Source organism: Streptomyces sp. NBC_01304 (assembly GCF_035975855.1).
Taxonomy (GTDB): Bacteria; Actinomycetota; Actinomycetes; order Streptomycetales; family Streptomycetaceae; genus Streptomyces.
In genome coordinates this window covers 6314702-6332644 of sequence record NZ_CP109055.1, presented here as the reverse complement: position 1 = coordinate 6332644, position 17943 = coordinate 6314702, and the positions used below count along the sequence as shown (strand labels likewise).

Sequence of the window (17943 nt, the reverse complement as noted above, 5' to 3'; positions counted from 1 at the left end):
CCGGTCTCAGCGGACCGGGGCGGCCGGCACCAGCTTGGTGACCAGCTGGGCGACGGCGTCGAGGTGCACGATGTCCTGCACCGCCGTCCCGGTGATCTGGTCCGCCGCCTTGCGGCCGTCCGCGCTGAGCGGCTTCGCCTTGGCGCTCTCCTCGACGAAGACCTTCGCCAGCTTCTCCACGTCGCCGCCGCTGAGCTTCAGCGCCTGCCACTGCGTGGCGAACTGCCGGGCCCGCCCCAGGATGTCCTGCAGATCGGGCCGGGCCACGAGCGCCGCCACCGACTTGTCCGCGGCCTTGACGATCTCCTTGCGCTGCGCCTCGGAGAGCTCGGGCGCGTACACCGCGAGGAAGGCACGCACCGCCTCGCGGGTGTCGTTGTCGGCCGGGGCGCTCATGGCGGGCGCCGGCTCGGCGGCGAACGCGGGCACGGCGGCGCCGGCCGCGACGGCCGAGGTCAGGGCGGTGACGAGGGCGAGCTGAGCCAGCCGGGAAACGCGGTACATGGGACTTCCTCACTGTGCTGCGACGGTCCCCGAGACCCCCTCACCCTCGCCCAGGCCTCCGAGGGACGCCTGTTCGACGCCGCCATTCGAATGGCCCGCCCTCCCCTCTCCATCACAGATGGCGAGCGAATTCGTCCAGTACGCCGATGACCTCGGCCTCACCGCGCGGCGGCAGCTGCAGCAGCACCTCGTCCACGCCCAACTCCCGGTAGTGGTCCAGCTTTCCGGGCGTGGGCTCGACCGCGGACAGGACGACGTACAGGCCCTCCGGGTCCCGGCCCGCCTCCTCCCAGGCGGCGCGCAGCGCGGGCAGCGTCTCGCGCAGACCGGACCCGCCGATGGGCATCCAGCCGTCCGCGTACTCGGCGATCGCCCCGAACAGCTTCGGCCCGGTCGCCCCGCCGATCACCGTGCGCGGCCCGTACAGCGGACCCTCCTTGCGCGGGCGCGGCTCCCGCAGCGGCTTCGGATGCGCCTCACTCGCCCGTACGCTCCCGAACTCGCCCTCGAACGCGGTGGGTTGCTCCGACCACAGCGCCCGCATCACCGCCATCCGGTCCCGGACGATCGCACGCCGCTTCGGCCAGTCCACGCCGTGGTCGGCCGCCTCCTCGCGGTTCCAGCCGTAGCCGAGGCCGAGCGTGAAGCGACCGCCCGAGAGGTGGTCCAGGGTCGCGATCTGCTTGGCCAGGTCGACCGGGTCGTGCTGCGCGACGAGCGTGATGTTGGTGCCGAGACCGAGGCGTTCGGTGACCGCTGCCGCCTGGGCCAGTGCCACGAACGGGTTGAGCATGCGGCCGGTCTCGGGCGGGAGTTGGCCGCCCGGGTAGGGCGATTCACGGCTGACGGGGATGTGAGTGTGCTCCGGGAGGTAGAGCCCGGCGAAGCCGCGTTCCTCCAGCGCCCGGGCCAGGCGGACGGGCGTGATCGTCTCGTCGGTGGCGAAAATAGTGGTCGATATGCGCATGCGACTGCCTCCGGGCCGGGATGCTGGGGGTCAATTCCTAGCCGCGCGGCCTCTGTTAGTCCATAACGTCATGCGCGATGATGCCCGCCATGCGACTTCGCTTCGTGACCGTACCGCTGCTCCTCGGGGCCCTGTTCGGAGGCGCCGTGCCCGCCACGGCGGCCGCGGCCACCTCCGCGTCCCCGGTGGCGTACTCCGCGTCCCACCACCCCGGCTCGACGGCCGGGAAGACGCCGGAGAGGACCACCCACTCCGCCGTGGACTCCGCCGTCGAGAAGATCAAGAAGCCGAAGAAGAAGAAAAAGAAGAAGGGCGGCTCCTTCGGCGTGATCGGGCTGATCCTGATCATCGTCCTGGTGGGACTCGTCGCCCTCTACTTCATCCGGCGGCGGCGATCGTAGTCGGCAGACGCGAGCTGCTCGTGACGGGAGCGGCGGCCGCGCTTACGCTCGACGCCGTGACCTTCGCGAGCGCCGACGAGCACGGGCCCGGTAGCGGATCGCACACCGAGGTGGTGCGCGGCACGCTGCCCACCGGGTCGCCGGACTTCGTGTACCTGCCGGTCGAAGTGCCGTCCGGGGTACGCGAGATCCACGTCTCGTACACGTACGAGAAGCCACCGGTGCCACCCGGCACGGCGGGCAACGCGCTCGACATCGGCATCTTCGACGAGCGCGGCACGGCGCCCGGCGGCAAGGGCTTCCGCGGCTGGTCCGGCGGCGCACGTTCGGAGTTCTTCCTCCGCTCCGACGACGCGACACCCGGCTACCTCCCCGGCCGGATCCGCCCCGGCACCTGGCACCTCGCGCTCGGCCCCTACACGGTGGCGCCCGAGGGACTGCCGTACGAGGTCACCATCACGCTCACGTACGGGAAGCCCGCGCCCGCGGTGCGGCCGAAGTACCCGCCCGAGCGCGCCAAGGGCCGGGGCAGGGCCTGGTACCGCGGCGACTGCCACCTGCACTCCTGGTTCTCGGACGGCCGCCGCACCCCTGCCGAGATCGGCGCGCTCGCCCGGGCCGCGGGCCTGGACTTCATCAACACCTCCGAGCACAACACCCATGCCGCACACGCCCATTGGGCCGATGTGGCCGGTGACGACCTGCTCGTCCTCCTCGGCGAGGAGGTCACGACCCGCAACGGCCACGTCGTCGCCCTCGGCACCGACCCCGGCACCTTCGTCGACTTCCGCTACCGGGCCCGCGACAACCGCTTCGGCCACTACGCGAAGGCCATCCGGCGCGCCGGCGGCCTGGTCGTCCCGGCCCATCCGCACGCCACCTGCATCGGCTGCAACTGGAAGTTCGGCTTCGGCGAGGCCGACGCGGTCGAGGTGTGGAACGGCCCCTACACCCCCGACGACGAGGTCTCCCTCGCCGACTGGGACGGCACCCTCCAGGCCTCGCCCCGTGACCGCTGGATCCCGGCCATGGGCAACAGCGACGCCCACCGCGACCCCGACCGGATCGGCGGCCCCCAGACGGTCGTCCTCGCCGACGACCTGACCCGCGAGGCGATCCTGGCCGGCATCCGCGCCGGCCGCTCGTACGTCGCCGAGTCGTCGGCGGTCGAGCTGTCCTTCTCGGCAACGGGCGGCAAGGGCCTGCACGCGGGCATCGGTGAACGCCTCCCGGTCTCCCCCGAGGACGAGGTCACGGTCCGCCTGGACGTGAAGGGCGCCCCCGGCTGCTCGATCCGCTTCGTCACGGACCAGGGCACGCTGTTCACCGGGCCCCCGCTGCCGGAGTCGGGGGCGGGCGGTGCGGAGTGGCGGACGACGGCGGCGTACGCCTCCTACGTACGGGCGGAGGTCCGCCGCGCAGCGGTGATCCCGCTGCTGCCGGGACCACTGGCGGCGTTCACGAATCCGGTCTTCCTCGGCCGCTGAAGGCCGCGCCGTCAGCTGTCGGCCGTCAGCTGTCGGCTGTCAGTCGGCGACGACCAGCGCGGGCGTCTCCTTGGTGAGCACCTCGCCCCGGAAGAAGGCCGGACTGCGCCGCTCGGTGACGAACATGATGACCAGGCCGAGCGCGAGCAGCCCCACCCCGATCACGAAGACCGAGCCCACACCGAGGACCGCCGAGCCGCTGCCGTACGCCGGATCCCACATGTCGTACAGCGTCTTGAAGAAGACGGCCGCGAGCAGGACGCCGCCGAGCAGCGGGAACAGGCCCTTGAAGACGAAGTCCCGTACGGATGCGGTGAGTTCGCGGCGGAAGTACCAGGCGCAGGCGAAGGCCGTCAGGGAGTAGTAGAAGCAGATCATGAGGCCGAGCGCGTAGATCGTGTCGACCAGGACGTGCTCGCTGACCAGGGTCATGACCGTGTAGAAGACGCCGGTCGCGACGCCCGCCATGACCGTGGCGCGGCCGGGCGTCTTGAACCGCGGGTGGACCTTCGCGTACGACGGTGGCAGGGCCTCGTACGCGGACATCGCGAGGACCGTGCGGGCCACCGGGATGAAGGTCGTCTGCAGGCTGGCGGCGGCCGAGGCGAGGACGGCGACGAACAGGACGATGCCGAGGGTCGGGCCCATGACGGGTCCGGCGAGGGCGGCGAAGACGTTGTCGGAGGTGTCGCCGTTGGCGAGGCCGAGGCCCTTGCCGCCCGCACCCACGGCCATCTGTGCCGCCACACCCGTGGCGAGGTAGGAGCCGACCAGGACGACCATGGCGATGAGGGCGGCGCGGCCGGGGGTCTTCTCGCTGCCGGTGGTCTCCTCGTTGGCGGTGAGACAGGCGTCCCACCCCCAGTACATGAAGATCGACAACGACAGGCCGGCGGTGAAGGCGGCGAACGACTGCACCGCGAACGGGTTCAGCCAGGACCACGAGAAGTCGATGCTCGTCGCGAAGGTGTCGGCCTTCTGGAAGGCCATCACGACGAACAGGACGAGCACCAGGAGCTGCAGTCCGACGAGCGCGTACTGAACGCCCTTGGTCGCGGTCATCCCGCGATAGCTGATGGCCGTGGCGGCCGCGATCAGAAGCAGGCAGGTCAGGATGTGGACGGCCTTGTTGCCGTCGAGGGCGGCCATCCGTTCGCTGCCGGTGATCTCCCCGGCGAGCAGCCAGAAGTAGGAGGTCGCGACGCCCGCGAGGTTGGAGAGCACGATGATCGTGGCGATCACGAGCCCCCACCCGCACATCCACCCCACCCGCGGCCCGAAGGCCTTCACCGTCCAGGTGAAGGAGGTGCCGCAGTCCGGCATGACCTTGTTGAGCTCGCGGTACGCGAACGCCACGAGGAGCATCGGCAGGAAGCCGGCCAGGAACACCGCGGGCATCTGCACGCCGACCTCGCCGGCGGTGGAGCCGAGGGTCGAGGTCAGGCAGTAGACGGGGGCGACCGTCGAGATGCCGATGACGGCACTGCCCACGAGGCCGACCGAGTTGCCGCCGAGGCCCTTGCCCCGCACGCCACCCTCGCCGGGGTGCACGCCCCGTACCGTGTCTCCGGCCTGGGGCCGGGCATCCAGCTGCGTCATGAACAGGACGTTAAGCGGTGCGGTTTCCACATCCGGAGGATGAGACTCCGGCGTCTCGGGCTTGGATGGTTGGGGTTAGCGACGAATCCTGCCATGGATTCCTAGGTGAACAACCGAGACCTCCACCTCATCAGTAGGATTGGAGCGCCATTTCCGCCATGCGGGAATCGCAACGGTGTCCCTTTTGTACCGTTTCTAAATTTTCCCGTACGCCCTCGGAAAGGACGCCCGGCATGACCGCCGCCCCCGCCCCCTCGGGGCCGCAGTCCGTCGACCGCGCCCTGGAGATCCTGGACGCCGTGGCCGGGGCCGCGCATCCCTTGACCGCCAAGGCGCTGGCCCGGCATCTGGGGTGTGCGCTGTCCACCGTCTACCACCTCCTCGGCCCGCTCACCGCCCGCGGCCACCTCGCCCGGACCGCCGACGGCTACACCCTGGGCCCGCGCGTGCCCGCCCTCCATCAGGCCTTCCGGCGGCAGCTGCGGATCGGGCCGGGGATCGGCGAACTGCTCCTGCGGGTGCGCCGGGCGACGGGCGCGGAGGCCTACTTCACGACGTACCGGGACGGCGTCATCACGGTGGTCGACAGCACCGCCCCGCCGCACACCGCCGAGCCCTGGACGCCCGGCCTCGAACTGCGCGCACACGCGACGGCGCACGGCAAGGCGCTGCTCGCCGCGCTCCCCCGGGCCGCACGCCGCCGCTACCTGGACGCCCACGGCATGGCCCGGCTGACCGAGCGGACCATCACCGACGCCGAGCGGTTCGAGGCCGAGCTCGACCGGGTGCGGGCGGACGGGGTCGCCGTGTCGGTGGGCGAGGCGGACCCGGCGTACACCTGCCTCGCCGCGACCCTCGCGGGCGGCGGCGAGGACGGTGCGGGCGGTGCGGCGCGGGCCGTGTCGGCGCAGGCCGTTTCAGCGCGGGCCGTTTCAGCGCAGGCCGTATCGGTGCGGGCCGTATCGGTGTCGGTGCCCACGGCCGAGTTCCGGCGCCGGCACGGCGAGCTGCGGGCGGCCCTTGCGCGGGCGGCGGACGGGCGACTCTGACAGGGCTCAGGCGGGCCGTCGCGGCGACAGCTCCGCCATCCGCCCCCAACCCTCGCCCGGCACCTCGACGTTGATGATCTCCGGGGTGGCGGCGATCGCGTCGGCCATCGCCTCCATGCCCGCCTTGAAGTGGCCGGACCCCACGTGGGCGGCGCCCGCGTCGGCGTCGGCGAAGGCCTCGATGAGGACGAACTGGTGCGGGTTCTCGGCGCTGCGGGACCACTCGTAGAAGAGGTTGCCCGGCTCCGCGCGGGTGGCGCGGGTGAAGTCGTCGACGAGGTCGAACCAGGTGTCGCTGTACTCGGGGTGCACGGTGAACTTGACGGCGATGAAGATCATGGCGACGCTCCGGCTTCTCGTGGCTCTCGGCTTGGCTTGGCTTCCACCGTGCGCGCCGGGGGCCGGTCCGGCCAGCGCGGGCGCGGCCGATTCCGCCTGTGCCGGAAAGGCGGCGAGCGGGGCGCGAAGATGGAGGCCAGGAGTAAGTGGGGGAAAGGGGGCCACTGGCGGCCCCATATGTCCGGTTCGCCCGCCCCATTTCCCCCACGTAGCCTCCGCAGAGCCCCTGTCTGCCCCGTACTGACCGTCATCGGGGAAAGTCAGCCCACGAGCCGCCGCAGACGGCGGCGAGAGGGGCGGAGGCCACCTGCACCACCCACCCGCACCAGCCACGCAATCCCCCCGCTCCTACCCCCACCCCGACAGGGCGCCGCCTCGGGGCCGACCCTGCGGCAGGTGTCGGCCCCGGCTCGACGTCAGGTCGTCCAGACCACCGACTGGACCTCGCTGTACGCCGCGAGCGCGTACGAGCCGCAGTCGCGGCCCACTCCGCTCTGCTTGAAGCCGCCGAAGGGGGCCTCCATGTTGCGGCCGATGGTGTTGATCCCGACGCCTCCCGAGCGCAGTCGGCGGCCCACCCGGAAGGCGCGGGCGACGTCCCCCGACCAGACGTACGACAGCAGGCCGTAGTCGCTGTCGTTGGCGAGGCGGATCGCCTCTTCCTCGTCGTCGAAGGGGACGACCACGACCACGGGTCCGAAGATCTCCTCGCGGACGATCCGCATGTCGTTGGTGCAGTCGGCGAAGAGGGTCGGGGCGACGTAGAAGCCCCGGTCCATGGCCGGCCGTTCGCCGCCCGCGACCAGGCGGGCGCCTTCCTTCTTGCCCAGCTCGATGTACGACTCGACGCGGTCGCGGTGGGCGGCCGAGATGACCGGCCCCATGACCGTGCCCTGCACCGTCGGGTCGCCGACCTTCATGAAGCCGATGTACTGCGTCAGCTTCTCCAACAGCTGCTCGTAGATGCCGCGTTGGGCCAGTACCCGGGTCGGCGCGGTGCAGATCTGGCCGCTGTAGAAGGCGTACGTCGTCCCGATGCCCATCATCGCGGCGTCGAGGTCCGCGTCGTCGAAGACGAGGGCCGCACCCTTCCCGCCGAGCTCCATGAGCTGGCGCTTCATCGAGCGTCCACAGACCTCGCCGATGGCCTGCCCGACCCCCGTGGACCCCGTGAAGCTCACCATGTCGACGTCCGGGGAGTCGACGGCGGCCTGTCCTACCTCGACCGACCGGCCGGAGACCACGTTCACGACGCCCGCGGGTACGCCCGCCGCCTCCAGCGCCTCCGCCATCCGGAACACCGACAGCGGGTCCTGCGGCGCGGGCTTCACGACGACGGTGTTGCCCATCGCGAGCGCGGGCGCGACCTTGCCGGCCGGGTTGGCCCAGGGGTTGTTGTAGGAGGTGATGCAGGTGACGACGCCGACCGGCTGGCGTACCTCCAGAGCCCCGAAGGCGCCCGCCTTGCCCATCGGCCCGGCCTCGTTGATCTGCGGCGGCAGCGCGTGCTCGACGGGCTCCAAGGCCCCCCTCGCGTACCGCTTGAACCGGGCGGTCCCGACCGCGACCTGCATGCCGCGGGCCGTTCCGGTGGTCGCGCCGGTCTCGGCCTGGGCGAGCGTCGCGTACTCGGCGGCGTTTGCCTGGATGATCCCGGCGGCCTTGTCGAGGATCGCCGCACGCTCCTCCACCGGCGTACGCGACCACGTCTCGAAGGCCGAGGCGGCCACCGCAGCGGCCTTCTCGACCTGCGCCCGCGAGGCCTCGGGAGCAAGACCCACGACCTCCTCGGTCGCGGGGTTGATCACTTCGTAGTGGCCGCCGTCGGGCTCGACCCACTCGCCACCGATGAACAGCCGCTGCCCAGAAGAAAGTTCTGCGCTCACTTGGTGCTCACCGTCCTGGTGTCCTGTCCCGAGCGAAGCACCTTGCCGGGAACGGCGCCGCTCACGACGTCGTCGCGAATGGCCTCGACTCCGTTGACCCATACGGCATTGATGCCGATGGCCTTCGAGTCGAGGCGCGGGCTGTCCCCCGGCAGGTCGTGCACGAGCGTGGCCTTGCCCGCCTCGATCGTCTCCGGGTCGAAGAGGACGAGGTCCGCGTGGAAGCCCTCCTCGATCCGGCCCCGGTCGATGAGCCCGAACAGCTGGGCCGGGTCGTCCGTGAGCATCTTGATCGCCTGTTCCAGCGTGGCCAGCTTGCGGCCGCGCAGGCAGTCCCCGATGAAGCGCGTGGTGTACGGGGCGCCGCACATGCGGTCCAGGTGGGCCCCGGCATCCGACCCGCCGAGCATGATGTCCTCGTGCTGCCAGGCCTGCTTGCGCAGCTCCCAGGAGGCCGGGTCGTTGTCGGTGGGCATGGGCCAAAGGACCGTACGGAGCTCGTCGTTGGCGCAGATCTCGACCAGGCACTGGAAGGCGTCCTGGCCGCGCTCGGCGGCGATGTCGTTGACGATGCGCCCGGTCAGGCCCTCGTTCTCCTTGCTGTACGTGTCACCGATGACGTACCGCCCGAAGTCGCCGAGCCGCCGGAAGACGCCCGCCTCCTTGGAGTCGGCGCGCTTGAGCATCTCGGTGCGTACGTCCGGGTCACGGAGCTTGGCGATCCGCTCGGGCACGGGGAGGCCGAGGATGTCGCCCCAGCCGGGGATGAGGTTCAGGGCGCAGAAGGTGCCGAGCGACATGTTCATCGGGGTCAGGATCGGCATCGTGAGGGCGACGATGCGGCCACCCGCCTTGCGGGCGCGCTCACTTGGGATCAGCTGGCGCGGTACGCGCTCGGGCACGGCCGAGTCGATGGTCAGCACGTTCCAGTTGAGGGGACGCCCGGCGGCGGCCGTCATGTCGACGAACAGGTCGATCTCGTCGTCGGAGAACTGGTCCAGGCAGCCCGCGACGATCGCTTCGAGCTGGGTCCCCTCGTGCTCGGAGACGGCCTTCGACAGGGCGAGCAGCTCCTCGGGCCCCGCGTGCCGGGAGGCGACGGGCTGGCCGTTCCCGTCCGAATGCGTGGAGGACTGGGTGGTGGAGAGCCCCCAGGCGCCCTCGTCCATGGCCTGGTGGAAGAGGTCGAGCATCTGCTGCAGCTGCTCGGGCGTCGGCTGACCGCCGACCGCGTCCTCACCCATGACGTGCCGGCGCAGGGCGCAATGCCCCACCATGAACCCGGCGTTGACGGCAATCCGTCCGTCGAGCTGGTTCAGGTACTCGCCGAAGGTCGACCAGTTCCAAGGCGCGCCCTCTTCCAGGGCGACCAGGGACATGCCCTCGACCTTGGACATCATGCGGCGCGTGTAGTCGGCGTCGTCGGGCCGGGCGGGGTTCAGGGGCGCGAGGGTGAACCCGCAGTTGCCGCCGGCGACGGTGGTCACGCCGTGGTTGAGGGACGGGGTGGCGTAGGGGTCCCAGAAGAGCTGGGCGTCGTAGTGCGTGTGCGGGTCCACGAAGCCGGGGGCGAGGATCTTGCCGGTGGCGTCCTCGGAGGACGCTGCCGCTTCCTGGACCGTGCCGGGTTCGGCCATGACGGCTATGCGGCCGTCACGGATGCCGACGTCTGCGACGCGGGCGGGGGCTCCGGTGCCGTCCACGACGGTGGCGCCCTTGATGAGGTGGTCGAGCATGACGAAGTCGTCCCCTTCTGGTGCGGTCTGCTGCGCGTGCGTACGTGGTTGTGTCCCGGCCGGGGGCCGCCGCGAGGGCCTCCGGCCGGGACATGGACGGGGTCGGCAGTCCGGGATGAGCGCCGATCCCGCGTTTTGATTTCCCCACCCCGCCCCTTCCCGTAAGGCTGCGCCGCCTTCCGCCCTGCGGGCGGTGTCCTCAAACGCCGGACGGGCTGATTCATGCCGGCGGCAGCCTTACGGGAAGGGGCGGGGTGGGGGAAAGTCCGCCGAAGGCGGCTTACGAACCCGCGCTCTGCCGGAATCGCGTCGTCCGGTGCACCGGATCCGTGTCGATCTTCGGTATGACGTGCTCGCCCACGAGCTTGATCGTGTTGAGGACGTCCTCGGACGGCACCCCGATCGGTATGCCGAACGAAAGCTGATCCGCCCCCGCCTGCTCCCACCGCTTGCACTGCTTCAGCACCTCATCAGGATCGCCGCAGATCAGCAGCTCCTCCTCGATGAGCAGCTCGACGATCTCCTCGTTGAACTCGGGCAGCATCTCCGGCCAGACCGGCAGCCCTTCGGGCTTGGGGAAGGTGTCGTGGTAGTAGAAGACGAGCGACTGCAGCCGGTTCAGCCCCGCGTTGATCGCGAGCTGCACGGCCTTCTCGTGGGTCTCGGCGCAGATCGCCGTCGACGTCACCATCACGTTGTCGTTGACGAAGTCGCCGACCGGGTCCGGGTCCTGGATCGCCGTCTTGTACTGCTCTAGCACCCACTCCATGTCCGAGACCTTCTGGACGCTGAAGCCGAGGACCCCGAGCCCCTTCTTCGCGGCCATCGCGTACGAGGACGGCGAGCCGGCGGCGTACCACATGGCCGGGTGCGACTTCCCGTACGGCTTGGGGAAGATCTTCCGCGGGGGCAGCGACCAGTGCTTGCCCTGGAACCCCTCGTACTCCTCCTGGAGGAACATCTTGGGGAACTCGGCGATGGTCTCTTCCCAGATCTCCTTGGTGGCGTTCATGTCCGTGATGCCGGGCAGGAAGCCGAGGATCTCGTGCGAGCCGGCACCGCGTCCGGTGCCGAACTCGAAGCGCCCCTTGGAGAGATGGTCGAGCATGGCCACCTTCTCGGCGACCTTCACCGGGTGGTTGACCTGGGCGAGGGGGTTGAAGATGCCGGAGCCGAGGTGGATGCGCTCGGTGGCGTGGGCGAGGTAGCCGAGGAACACCTCGTTCGCCGAGAGGTGCGAGTACTGCTCGAGGAAGTGGTGCTCGGAGGCCCAGGCGTACTTGAAGCCGGATTTGTCCGCCTGGATGATGTACTCGGTCTCCTCGATCAGAGCGTGGTGCTCCGCCTCGGGGTCCACAGCCCGGCGCGTATCGGGCACGTATCCCTGTACAAAGACGCCGAATTCCACGGAGGTTCACCATCCTCTTGAGTTTCTGACGTACCGTCAGATCCTGATGTGGTCGACTGTTCCACCGTCGGCTGGAGCCGTCAATACTGACGACCCGTCAGATACCTGCCGGAGCCCGGTGCGGATGCCGCCTCAGATGACGCTGACCCCCGCCAGCCACCCGCCGTCGATGACGAACGGCTGCCCGGTGATGTACGAGGAGTCCTCGCTCGACAGGAACAGCGCCAGATCGGCGACCTCCTTGGGCTTCCCGACCCGCCCCAGCGGCACCAGCTTCCGGTAGAGCTCGTCAAGCGCGGCCGACATCTCCGCGGGGTCCGCGTCGGGGTCGAGCTGCGAGGGGTTGGACATCGGAGTGTCGATCGCACCGGGGCACACGGCATTGACCCGGATCTTGTTCGCCGCGAGCTCCATGGCCGCCACCCGCGTGAGCCCGAGGATCGCGTGCTTGGTCGCGGCGTACGTCCCCACGCCGGCCATGCCCGTCATCGCGGTGTACGACGCCGTGTTCACGATGGTGCCGCCGCCCGCCTCGCCGATCGCGGGCGCGACGGCGCGGATGCCGAGGAAGCAGCCGACCTGGTTGACCTGCACGACCTGCATGAACTCGTCGAGCGGGGTGTCGAGCAGGGCGTTGAAGCGCAGGATGCCCGCGTTGTTGACCAGGCCGTCGACCTTCCCGAAGGCCTCCTTCGCCGCGGCCACGACCGCCGCCCACTGGTCCTCCTGGCTCACGTCCAGGTGTACGTAGCGGGCCCGGTCCTCCCCTATGTCCTTGGCGACGGCCTCGCCCTGCTCGTCGAGCACGTCGGCGAGCACCACCTTGGCGCCCTCGGACGCGAAGAGCCGCGCCTCCTGCTCGCCCTGCCCGCGCGCGGCACCGGTGATGATGACGACGCGGTCGTCCAGCTTGCCCATGGGTCCTCCGTACGTTGATTGAGCCCTGTAGGTCGAACTAGTCGTTGAGATGCGGCGCGACTCAGTCGTTGAGGTGCGGCGCGACTCAGTCGTTGAGGTGCGGCGCGGCTCAGTCGTTGAGATGCGGCGCGACCTCCGCGCCGAACGCGGCCATCTGGTCGGTGAGTTCGTCGACACTCCGCGAACGGAAGCGGATCTGGATCTGATGGACGCCCATCGCCTTGAACTCGCGCAGCGAGGCGGCGATCGCCTCCGGCTTGCCGGACAGGGTCCAGCGGCCGACCTCCCAGTCGGGCTCACCGAGGTAGAGGGGCTCGACGATGGTGCCGATGGTGATCGGCGCCTCGATACCGGCCTCGGCCCGCAGCTCCTTGAGCTTGGCGATCTTCGCGGGGAGCTTGGTACGCGGATCCCCCTGCGGCAGCCACCCGTCGGCCCGCGTCGCGGCCCGGCGCACGGCGGCCGGCGAGGACCCGCCGACCCAGATCGGCACGCGCTCCTGGGCGGGGCGCGGCCGCTGCCCGAGCCCGCTGAACTGGTAGCGCTCACCGTGGTGTTCGGGGTATTCGTCCTGCCCGAGCGCTGCCTTCAGGGCGTCGATGGACTCATTGAGTACGCCGCCACGCCCGGCGAAGTCCGCACCGAGGGCGTCGAACTCCTCCTCCACGTGCCCGGCCCCGACCCCGAGGATGAGCCGGCCGCCCGAGAGGTGGTCGAGGGTCGCGTACTGCTTGGCGGTGACGAGCGGATGCCGCAGGCCCACGATGGCGACATGGCTCAGCAGCCGCACCCGCTCGGTCACGCCCGCGAGGAAGGAGAGCGTGGCTACGGGGTCGTACCAGGTGGTGCCCATCGCCCTGGCGAGCCGTCGCGGGATGGCGACGTGGTCGCAGGAGGCGATGTACGCGAAGCCGGAGCGGTCCGCCGTACGCGCGATCTCGGCCAGCTCCCGCGCTCCGGCGTCCGCCTCCCACGACTCGGCGAAGAGACTGCTCTGCGACTGGACCGGCAGCTGCATGCCGTAGACCAACCGCCCCTGTCCCAGGACTTGCACCATGCCCGGCTCCCCTTACCTGACGGAGTATCCGACGACGTACCTGACGACGTACGACGTATCCGACGACGTATCCGGCGACGTTTCCGACGACTCATCTGACGGATCGTCAACTCTGGGTACGGGCACATCGTGGTACCTGACGGACTGTCAGGCAAGGGGTGGGGCAACGTTCAAGGGGTCCAAAGGCGCCACCCTGCGGCACACGCGTCCTTGATCAGGAACCCGACACCCCGGACGCCCGGCCATGGTTCAATGCCGATTGGGATAGCCCCCGTATCCAAACTGATATCCGGCAGATTCGAGTAGCCCATGACGGACCCTCTGCGCCCCGGTGACCCTCAGCGCATCGGCCCGTACCCACTGGAAGGCCGACTGGGCGCGGGCGGCATGGGGCAGGTCTACCTCGGTACGTCACCGGCCGGCCGCAAGGTCGCCGTGAAGGTCATCCGGCCGGAGTTCGCGGACACCCCGCAGTTCCGGGAGCGCTTCGCCCGCGAGGTCGACGCGGCACGACGCGTCGGCGGCTTCCACACCGCCCAGGTCGTCGACGCCGACCCGCACGCCGAATCCCCTTGGCTGGCAACGGAGTTCATACCGGGCCCCACGCTCCAGCAGGTCGTCACGGAACACGGCCGCAGGCCCGAGGACGCCGTCCTGCGGCTCGGCGCCGGGCTCGCCGAAGGCCTTGCCGCCATCCACAACTGCGGCCTCGTGCACCGGGACTTGAAGCCCGGCAACGTCATCCTCGCCGCCGACGGGCCCCGCATCATCGACTTCGGCATCGCGCACGCCCCCGAGGCCGGACCGATGACGCGTACGGGCGCGATCATCGGGACGTACGCGTACATGTCCCCGGAGCAGGTGCGCTCCGCCCCGGTGTCCCCCGCCAGTGACGTCTTCTCGCTCGGCTCGGTCCTGGCCTTCGCCGCGACCGGCCAGGGCCCGTTCGACGCGTCGACCGTCCCCGCGATCATCCACCGCGTCGTCAGCGAGCCGCCCCGCCTGGAGGGCCTTGCCGAGGGTGGCCCGCTGCACGACCTGATCGGCGTCTGCCTGGCCAAGGACCCCGCCCAGCGCCCCTCCGCCGCCGAGATCCTGCACCGCCTGTCGGTCACCGGACCGGCCACAACTCCGGTCGCTGCCGGACCCCTTGGGCGGCGCTCCGTCCTCGTGGGCGGCATCGCGGCCGCCGCCACGGCCGCGGTCGCCGTACCGGCGTTCCTGCTCTGGCCGGACTCCGATCCGAAGGGCAAGCCGAAGGCGGGTCCCGGCAAGTCCCCGACCCCCGCCCGGGACCCCGCCAAACCGGTCGCCCGGCTGAGCGGCAACACCGACAACATCGACTGCCTGGCCTTCAGCCCGGACGGCAGGACCCTCGCGGGCGGCGGCCTGGAGGGCGAGGTGCGGCTGTGGCACCTCGCGTCCAAGCGCCTGACCGCCACGCTCAAGGGACACACCGGGAGCATCCTGAGCCTGGTCTACAGCCCGGACGGGCGGACGCTGTACAGCGGCGGCATCGACCAGACCCTGCGGCACTGGGACGTGGACACCCGCGCGCCGAAGGGTGTCCTCGCCAAGTACTCCGGCGAGTTCGAGAGCGTGAACAACCTGTCCTTCAGCCCGGACGGCAAGACGCTCGCCGCGGGCGTCAACAGCGGCGGACTCAAGCTCGTGGACGTCTCGACCGGCCGCTCCACCGCCCCGTTCAAGAAGCACACCGGACTTCCCAACGACATCGCATTCAGCCCGGACGGCAAGACCTTGGCCACTGTGGGCGAGCGGGACAACAGGGACCCGGTGGAGCTCTGGTCCGTCGAGACCGGCCGCCTCATCAGGACGTTCGTCGACGACCGGGAGAAGAGATACACCTCGGTGATGTTCAGCCCGGACGGCAAGAGCCTCGCCGCGACGGGCGACGACGTGAAGGTGTGGGACCTGGACACCGGTCGCGTCACCGCAACGTTCACCAACCGCGACGGCGACGGCGCCGGCGCCGCGTACCGCCCCGGGAAGCCGGGGACGATGGTGGTCGCGGGCAGCGGCGCCGTTTCCCGCGAACCCACGGACCCCACCGGCAAGGACGTCTGCCTCTGGGACGTCTCCGCCGAGCGGGTCGTCACGACCCTGACCGGCACCACGTCGAAGTCCCACCCCCTCATCGGGACCAGGGCGCTGACGTTCAGCCCGGACGGCAAGACCCTGGCCGCCGTACTCGTCCGGACCACCAAGAACGAAGGGCCGTACTACGACATCCAGCTGTGGAAGCTGCCCTAGCGCCCCGGTACTTGGGCCCTCACCCCTGGGCCCTCGCCCCTGGGCCCTCATCCCTCTCTCCCTCAATTCACCCTCCACCGGACGGTACGCATGGACGCGCTGAAGCCCGACGACCCGCAGTGGGTCGGCCCCTACCGCCTCGACGGCCGCCTGGGCGCGGGTGGCATGGGGCAGGTCTTTCTCGGTACGTCACCGGGTGGCCGCAAGGTCGCGGTCAAGGTCATCCAGCCGGAGCTCGCGGCCACCCCGCAGTTCCGGTCACGGTTCGCCCGCGAGGTCGAGGCGGCACGGCGCGTCGGCGGCTTCCACACCGCCCAGGTCGTCGACGCCGACCCGCTCGCCGAATCTCCTTGGCTGGTAACGGCGTTCATCCCCGGCCCCACCCTGCATGCGGCGATCCACACGGACGGGCCGCTCGCGCCCGACGCGGTCCTGCGGCTCGGCGCGGGCCTCGCCGAAGGCCTCGCCGCCATCCACAACTGCGGCCTGGTCCACCGCGACCTGAAGCCCGGCAACGTCATCCTCGCCGAGGACGGCCCCCGCATCATCGACTTCGGCATCGCCCGTGCCGTGGACGCCAGCTCGCTCACCGCGACCGGCACGATCGTCGGGACCTACGCGTACATGGCGCCGGAGCAGATCCGCGCGGACCGGGCCGGTCCGGCGGGCGACGTGTTCTCCCTCGGCTCGGTCCTGGCCTTCGCCGCCACAGGCCGGGGCCCGTTCGACGCGCCGTCCCTGGTGGAGGTCGTCCAGCGCATCCTGGACGAGCCGCCCGCGCTCGACGGGCTCGACGGCGATCTGCACGCCCTGCTGACCGCATGCCTGACCAAGGATCCCGCCGCACGGCCGTCCGTCGCCGAACTCCCGGCCAGGTTCGCGGGGTTGCCGGCCGCGCCCACCGGTCCGGCCGGTCCGCAGCAAGCGCAGCCGCTCGCCGCCGCTGACACGCCGACCCTGGCCGTGGGCGGCCCAGCGCGGGAGCCCGAGCCCGACCAGGCAGGGTCCCCGGGCGGCCCGTCCGCCCCACCCGCCCCGTCCGGCCCGGAGCAGACGCTGCTCCGGGGTGGCCCGGCAGCATCCCGGCCCGCGTCGCCGACCACCCCCTATCCACCCGCGTACGCCCCCGCCCACCCGCCTGCGGGGCCGACCCCGGCCACGCCCGGCACCCCGCCCGGCACCCTCGGCGCGCCCAGCCGTGGGATGTCCCGGCGCACGCTCGTGTTCGGCGGGCTCGCGGCCGCCGCGACCGCGGCCACGGCTGTCGGGGTTCCGCTTCTCCTGCGAGAGAAGGACAAGGGCTCCGGCAATCCCTCCTCCGGCTCCGGCTCCGGCTCTTCGGCGGGAACGGGCTCTTCAGGAAGCTCCCAGTCGGACGGCATCGCGCTCAAAGGGCCCAAGGGCCTGCGCCACATCAGCTTCGGGAAGGACAACAAGACGCTGCTCGGTGCCGGCTACGACTCCATCTGGCGCTGGGACATCCCCTCCAAACGCGGCACCAGCACGCGCATCAGCGGGGAGAAGTACCTCCAAGCCAACCTCTTCAGCCCGGACTTCAAGCTTCTGATCAGGGCGGAGGAGCACAAGGTCGTGCTGTGGGACGTGGTCTCCGGCCGTGTGGCGAAGACCCTGGACGGCCCTCCGAAGGGCAAGCTCCAGGACAACTTCGTGCAGGCCCTCGCCGTGAGCCCGGACGGCAAGACCCTGGCCGGGGCCCTGCCCGAAGACCTGTACCTGTGGGACATCCCGTCCGGCCGACGACTCGACATGCGCAAGGGCGGGCACTCCGGGCCGTTGGCCTTCACCCCGGACGGCAAGCAGCTGGTCACCGCACGCCCCTTGGCGCTGTGGGAGCTTCCGTCCCTGCGCCGCGTGGTGACCATCGACGAAGAGCAGACCAACCGGGAGACCGCGACGTTCAGCCCGGACGGCCAGCTTCTGGCCATCTCGGAGATGGACGGGTCCATCAAGCTCTGGAACGCGTCCAGCCAGCGGCTGGTCACCATGCTCAAGGGTCACAAGCAAGAGGTCAGCACCCTGGCCTTCCACCCGAGCGCCGGCCTTCTGGCCAGCGGCAGCGGAGACGAGACCGTCCGGCTGTGGGACACCGCCACCGGAAAGACCACCGCCACCTTCACCTGCCCCGACGCCGTGGAATCGGTGGCATTCAGCCCGGACGGCAAGACGGTGGCCGCAGGCTTCAGCGCCTATTCCTCCTCCGACGAGACCGCCCTCCTCTGGCCGGTCCCCTGAGCCCCGAACTCCGATCCCGGAACTCTGAACCCTGCCCCGGGCTCACCGAAGCGGAACCCAAAAGT

14 protein-coding genes are annotated in these 17943 nt (G+C 70.6%); 5 read left to right on the top strand and 9 right to left on the bottom strand.

The window, feature by feature from the left end; all coding sequences use genetic code 11:
* Nucleotides 1–6 precede the first annotated feature (6 nt).
* Both OG430_RS28270 and OG430_RS28265 read right to left on the bottom strand, forming a co-directional pair.
* Nucleotides 7–504 (bottom strand): hypothetical protein, encoded by a 498-nt coding sequence (locus tag OG430_RS28270; protein WP_327355427.1) that lies wholly within the window; start codon nt 502–504, stop codon nt 7–9.
* A 112-nt stretch (nt 505–616) separates the two neighbouring features.
* Entirely contained in the window at nt 617–1471 is an 855-nt protein-coding gene (locus OG430_RS28265; protein ID WP_327355426.1) for an LLM class F420-dependent oxidoreductase, read from the bottom strand.
* Between the two features lie 89 nt (nt 1472–1560).
* On the opposite strand from OG430_RS28265, the gene OG430_RS28260 reads away from it, so the two are divergent.
* Together OG430_RS28260 and OG430_RS28255 are read left to right on the top strand one after the other, a co-directional pair.
* Nucleotides 1561–1872, top strand: a complete 312-nt coding sequence (locus OG430_RS28260; protein ID WP_327359500.1) for a hypothetical protein — start codon at nt 1561–1563, stop codon at nt 1870–1872.
* Complete coding sequence (locus tag OG430_RS28255) at nt 1866–3359, top strand: CehA/McbA family metallohydrolase (RefSeq protein ID WP_327359251.1); 1494 nt, start codon at nt 1866–1868, stop codon at nt 3357–3359. Before OG430_RS28260 ends, OG430_RS28255 begins: the two co-directional genes overlap by 7 nt.
* Before the next feature lie 39 nt (nt 3360–3398).
* On the opposite strand, the gene OG430_RS28250 is transcribed toward OG430_RS28255, so the two are convergent.
* Nucleotides 3399–4958, bottom strand: a complete 1560-nt coding sequence (locus OG430_RS28250) for an APC family permease (RefSeq protein WP_327355425.1) — start codon at nt 4956–4958, stop codon at nt 3399–3401.
* Nucleotides 4959–5191: 233 nt separating this feature from the next.
* Here OG430_RS28250 and OG430_RS28245 point away from each other — a divergent pair, with 233 nt between their 5' ends.
* Complete coding sequence (locus tag OG430_RS28245) at nt 5192–6007, top strand: IclR family transcriptional regulator (RefSeq protein WP_327355424.1); 816 nt, start codon at nt 5192–5194, stop codon at nt 6005–6007.
* A gap of 6 nt (nt 6008–6013) precedes the next feature.
* Here OG430_RS28245 and OG430_RS28240 read toward each other — a convergent pair whose 3' ends face one another.
* The 6 genes from OG430_RS28240 to OG430_RS28215 form a co-directional block, all read right to left on the bottom strand.
* Entirely contained in the window at nt 6014–6346 is a 333-nt protein-coding gene (locus OG430_RS28240) for a putative quinol monooxygenase (RefSeq protein WP_327355423.1), read from the bottom strand.
* A 416-nt stretch (nt 6347–6762) separates the two neighbouring features.
* Nucleotides 6763–8232 (bottom strand): aldehyde dehydrogenase family protein, encoded by a 1470-nt coding sequence (locus OG430_RS28235; protein ID WP_327355422.1) that lies wholly within the window; start codon nt 8230–8232, stop codon nt 6763–6765.
* Entirely contained in the window at nt 8229–9968 is a 1740-nt protein-coding gene (locus OG430_RS28230; RefSeq protein WP_327355421.1) for an N-acyl-D-amino-acid deacylase family protein, read from the bottom strand. Before OG430_RS28230 ends, OG430_RS28235 begins: the two co-directional genes overlap by 4 nt.
* Before the next feature lie 280 nt (nt 9969–10248).
* Nucleotides 10249–11376, bottom strand: a complete 1128-nt coding sequence (locus OG430_RS28225) for an LLM class flavin-dependent oxidoreductase (RefSeq protein ID WP_327355420.1) — start codon at nt 11374–11376, stop codon at nt 10249–10251.
* A 132-nt stretch (nt 11377–11508) separates the two neighbouring features.
* Nucleotides 11509–12294, bottom strand: a complete 786-nt coding sequence (locus OG430_RS28220; protein WP_327355419.1) for an SDR family NAD(P)-dependent oxidoreductase — start codon at nt 12292–12294, stop codon at nt 11509–11511.
* A gap of 109 nt (nt 12295–12403) precedes the next feature.
* Nucleotides 12404–13351 carry a TIGR03619 family F420-dependent LLM class oxidoreductase gene (locus OG430_RS28215; protein WP_327355418.1) on the bottom strand — a complete coding sequence of 316 codons (948 nt, stop codon included), beginning with the start codon at nt 13349–13351 and terminating at the stop codon, nt 12404–12406.
* A 309-nt stretch (nt 13352–13660) separates the two neighbouring features.
* On the opposite strand from OG430_RS28215, the gene OG430_RS28210 reads away from it, so the two are divergent.
* Both OG430_RS28210 and OG430_RS28205 read left to right on the top strand, forming a co-directional pair.
* Nucleotides 13661–15625 carry a WD40 repeat domain-containing serine/threonine protein kinase gene (locus tag OG430_RS28210; protein WP_327355417.1) on the top strand — a complete coding sequence of 655 codons (1965 nt, stop codon included), beginning with the start codon at nt 13661–13663 and terminating at the stop codon, nt 15623–15625.
* Nucleotides 15626–15715: 90 nt separating this feature from the next.
* A complete protein-coding gene (locus OG430_RS28205) occupies nt 15716–17878 on the top strand; it encodes a WD40 repeat domain-containing serine/threonine protein kinase (RefSeq protein WP_327355416.1) in 2163 nt (720 codons plus the stop codon).
* Nucleotides 17879–17943 lie beyond the last annotated feature (65 nt).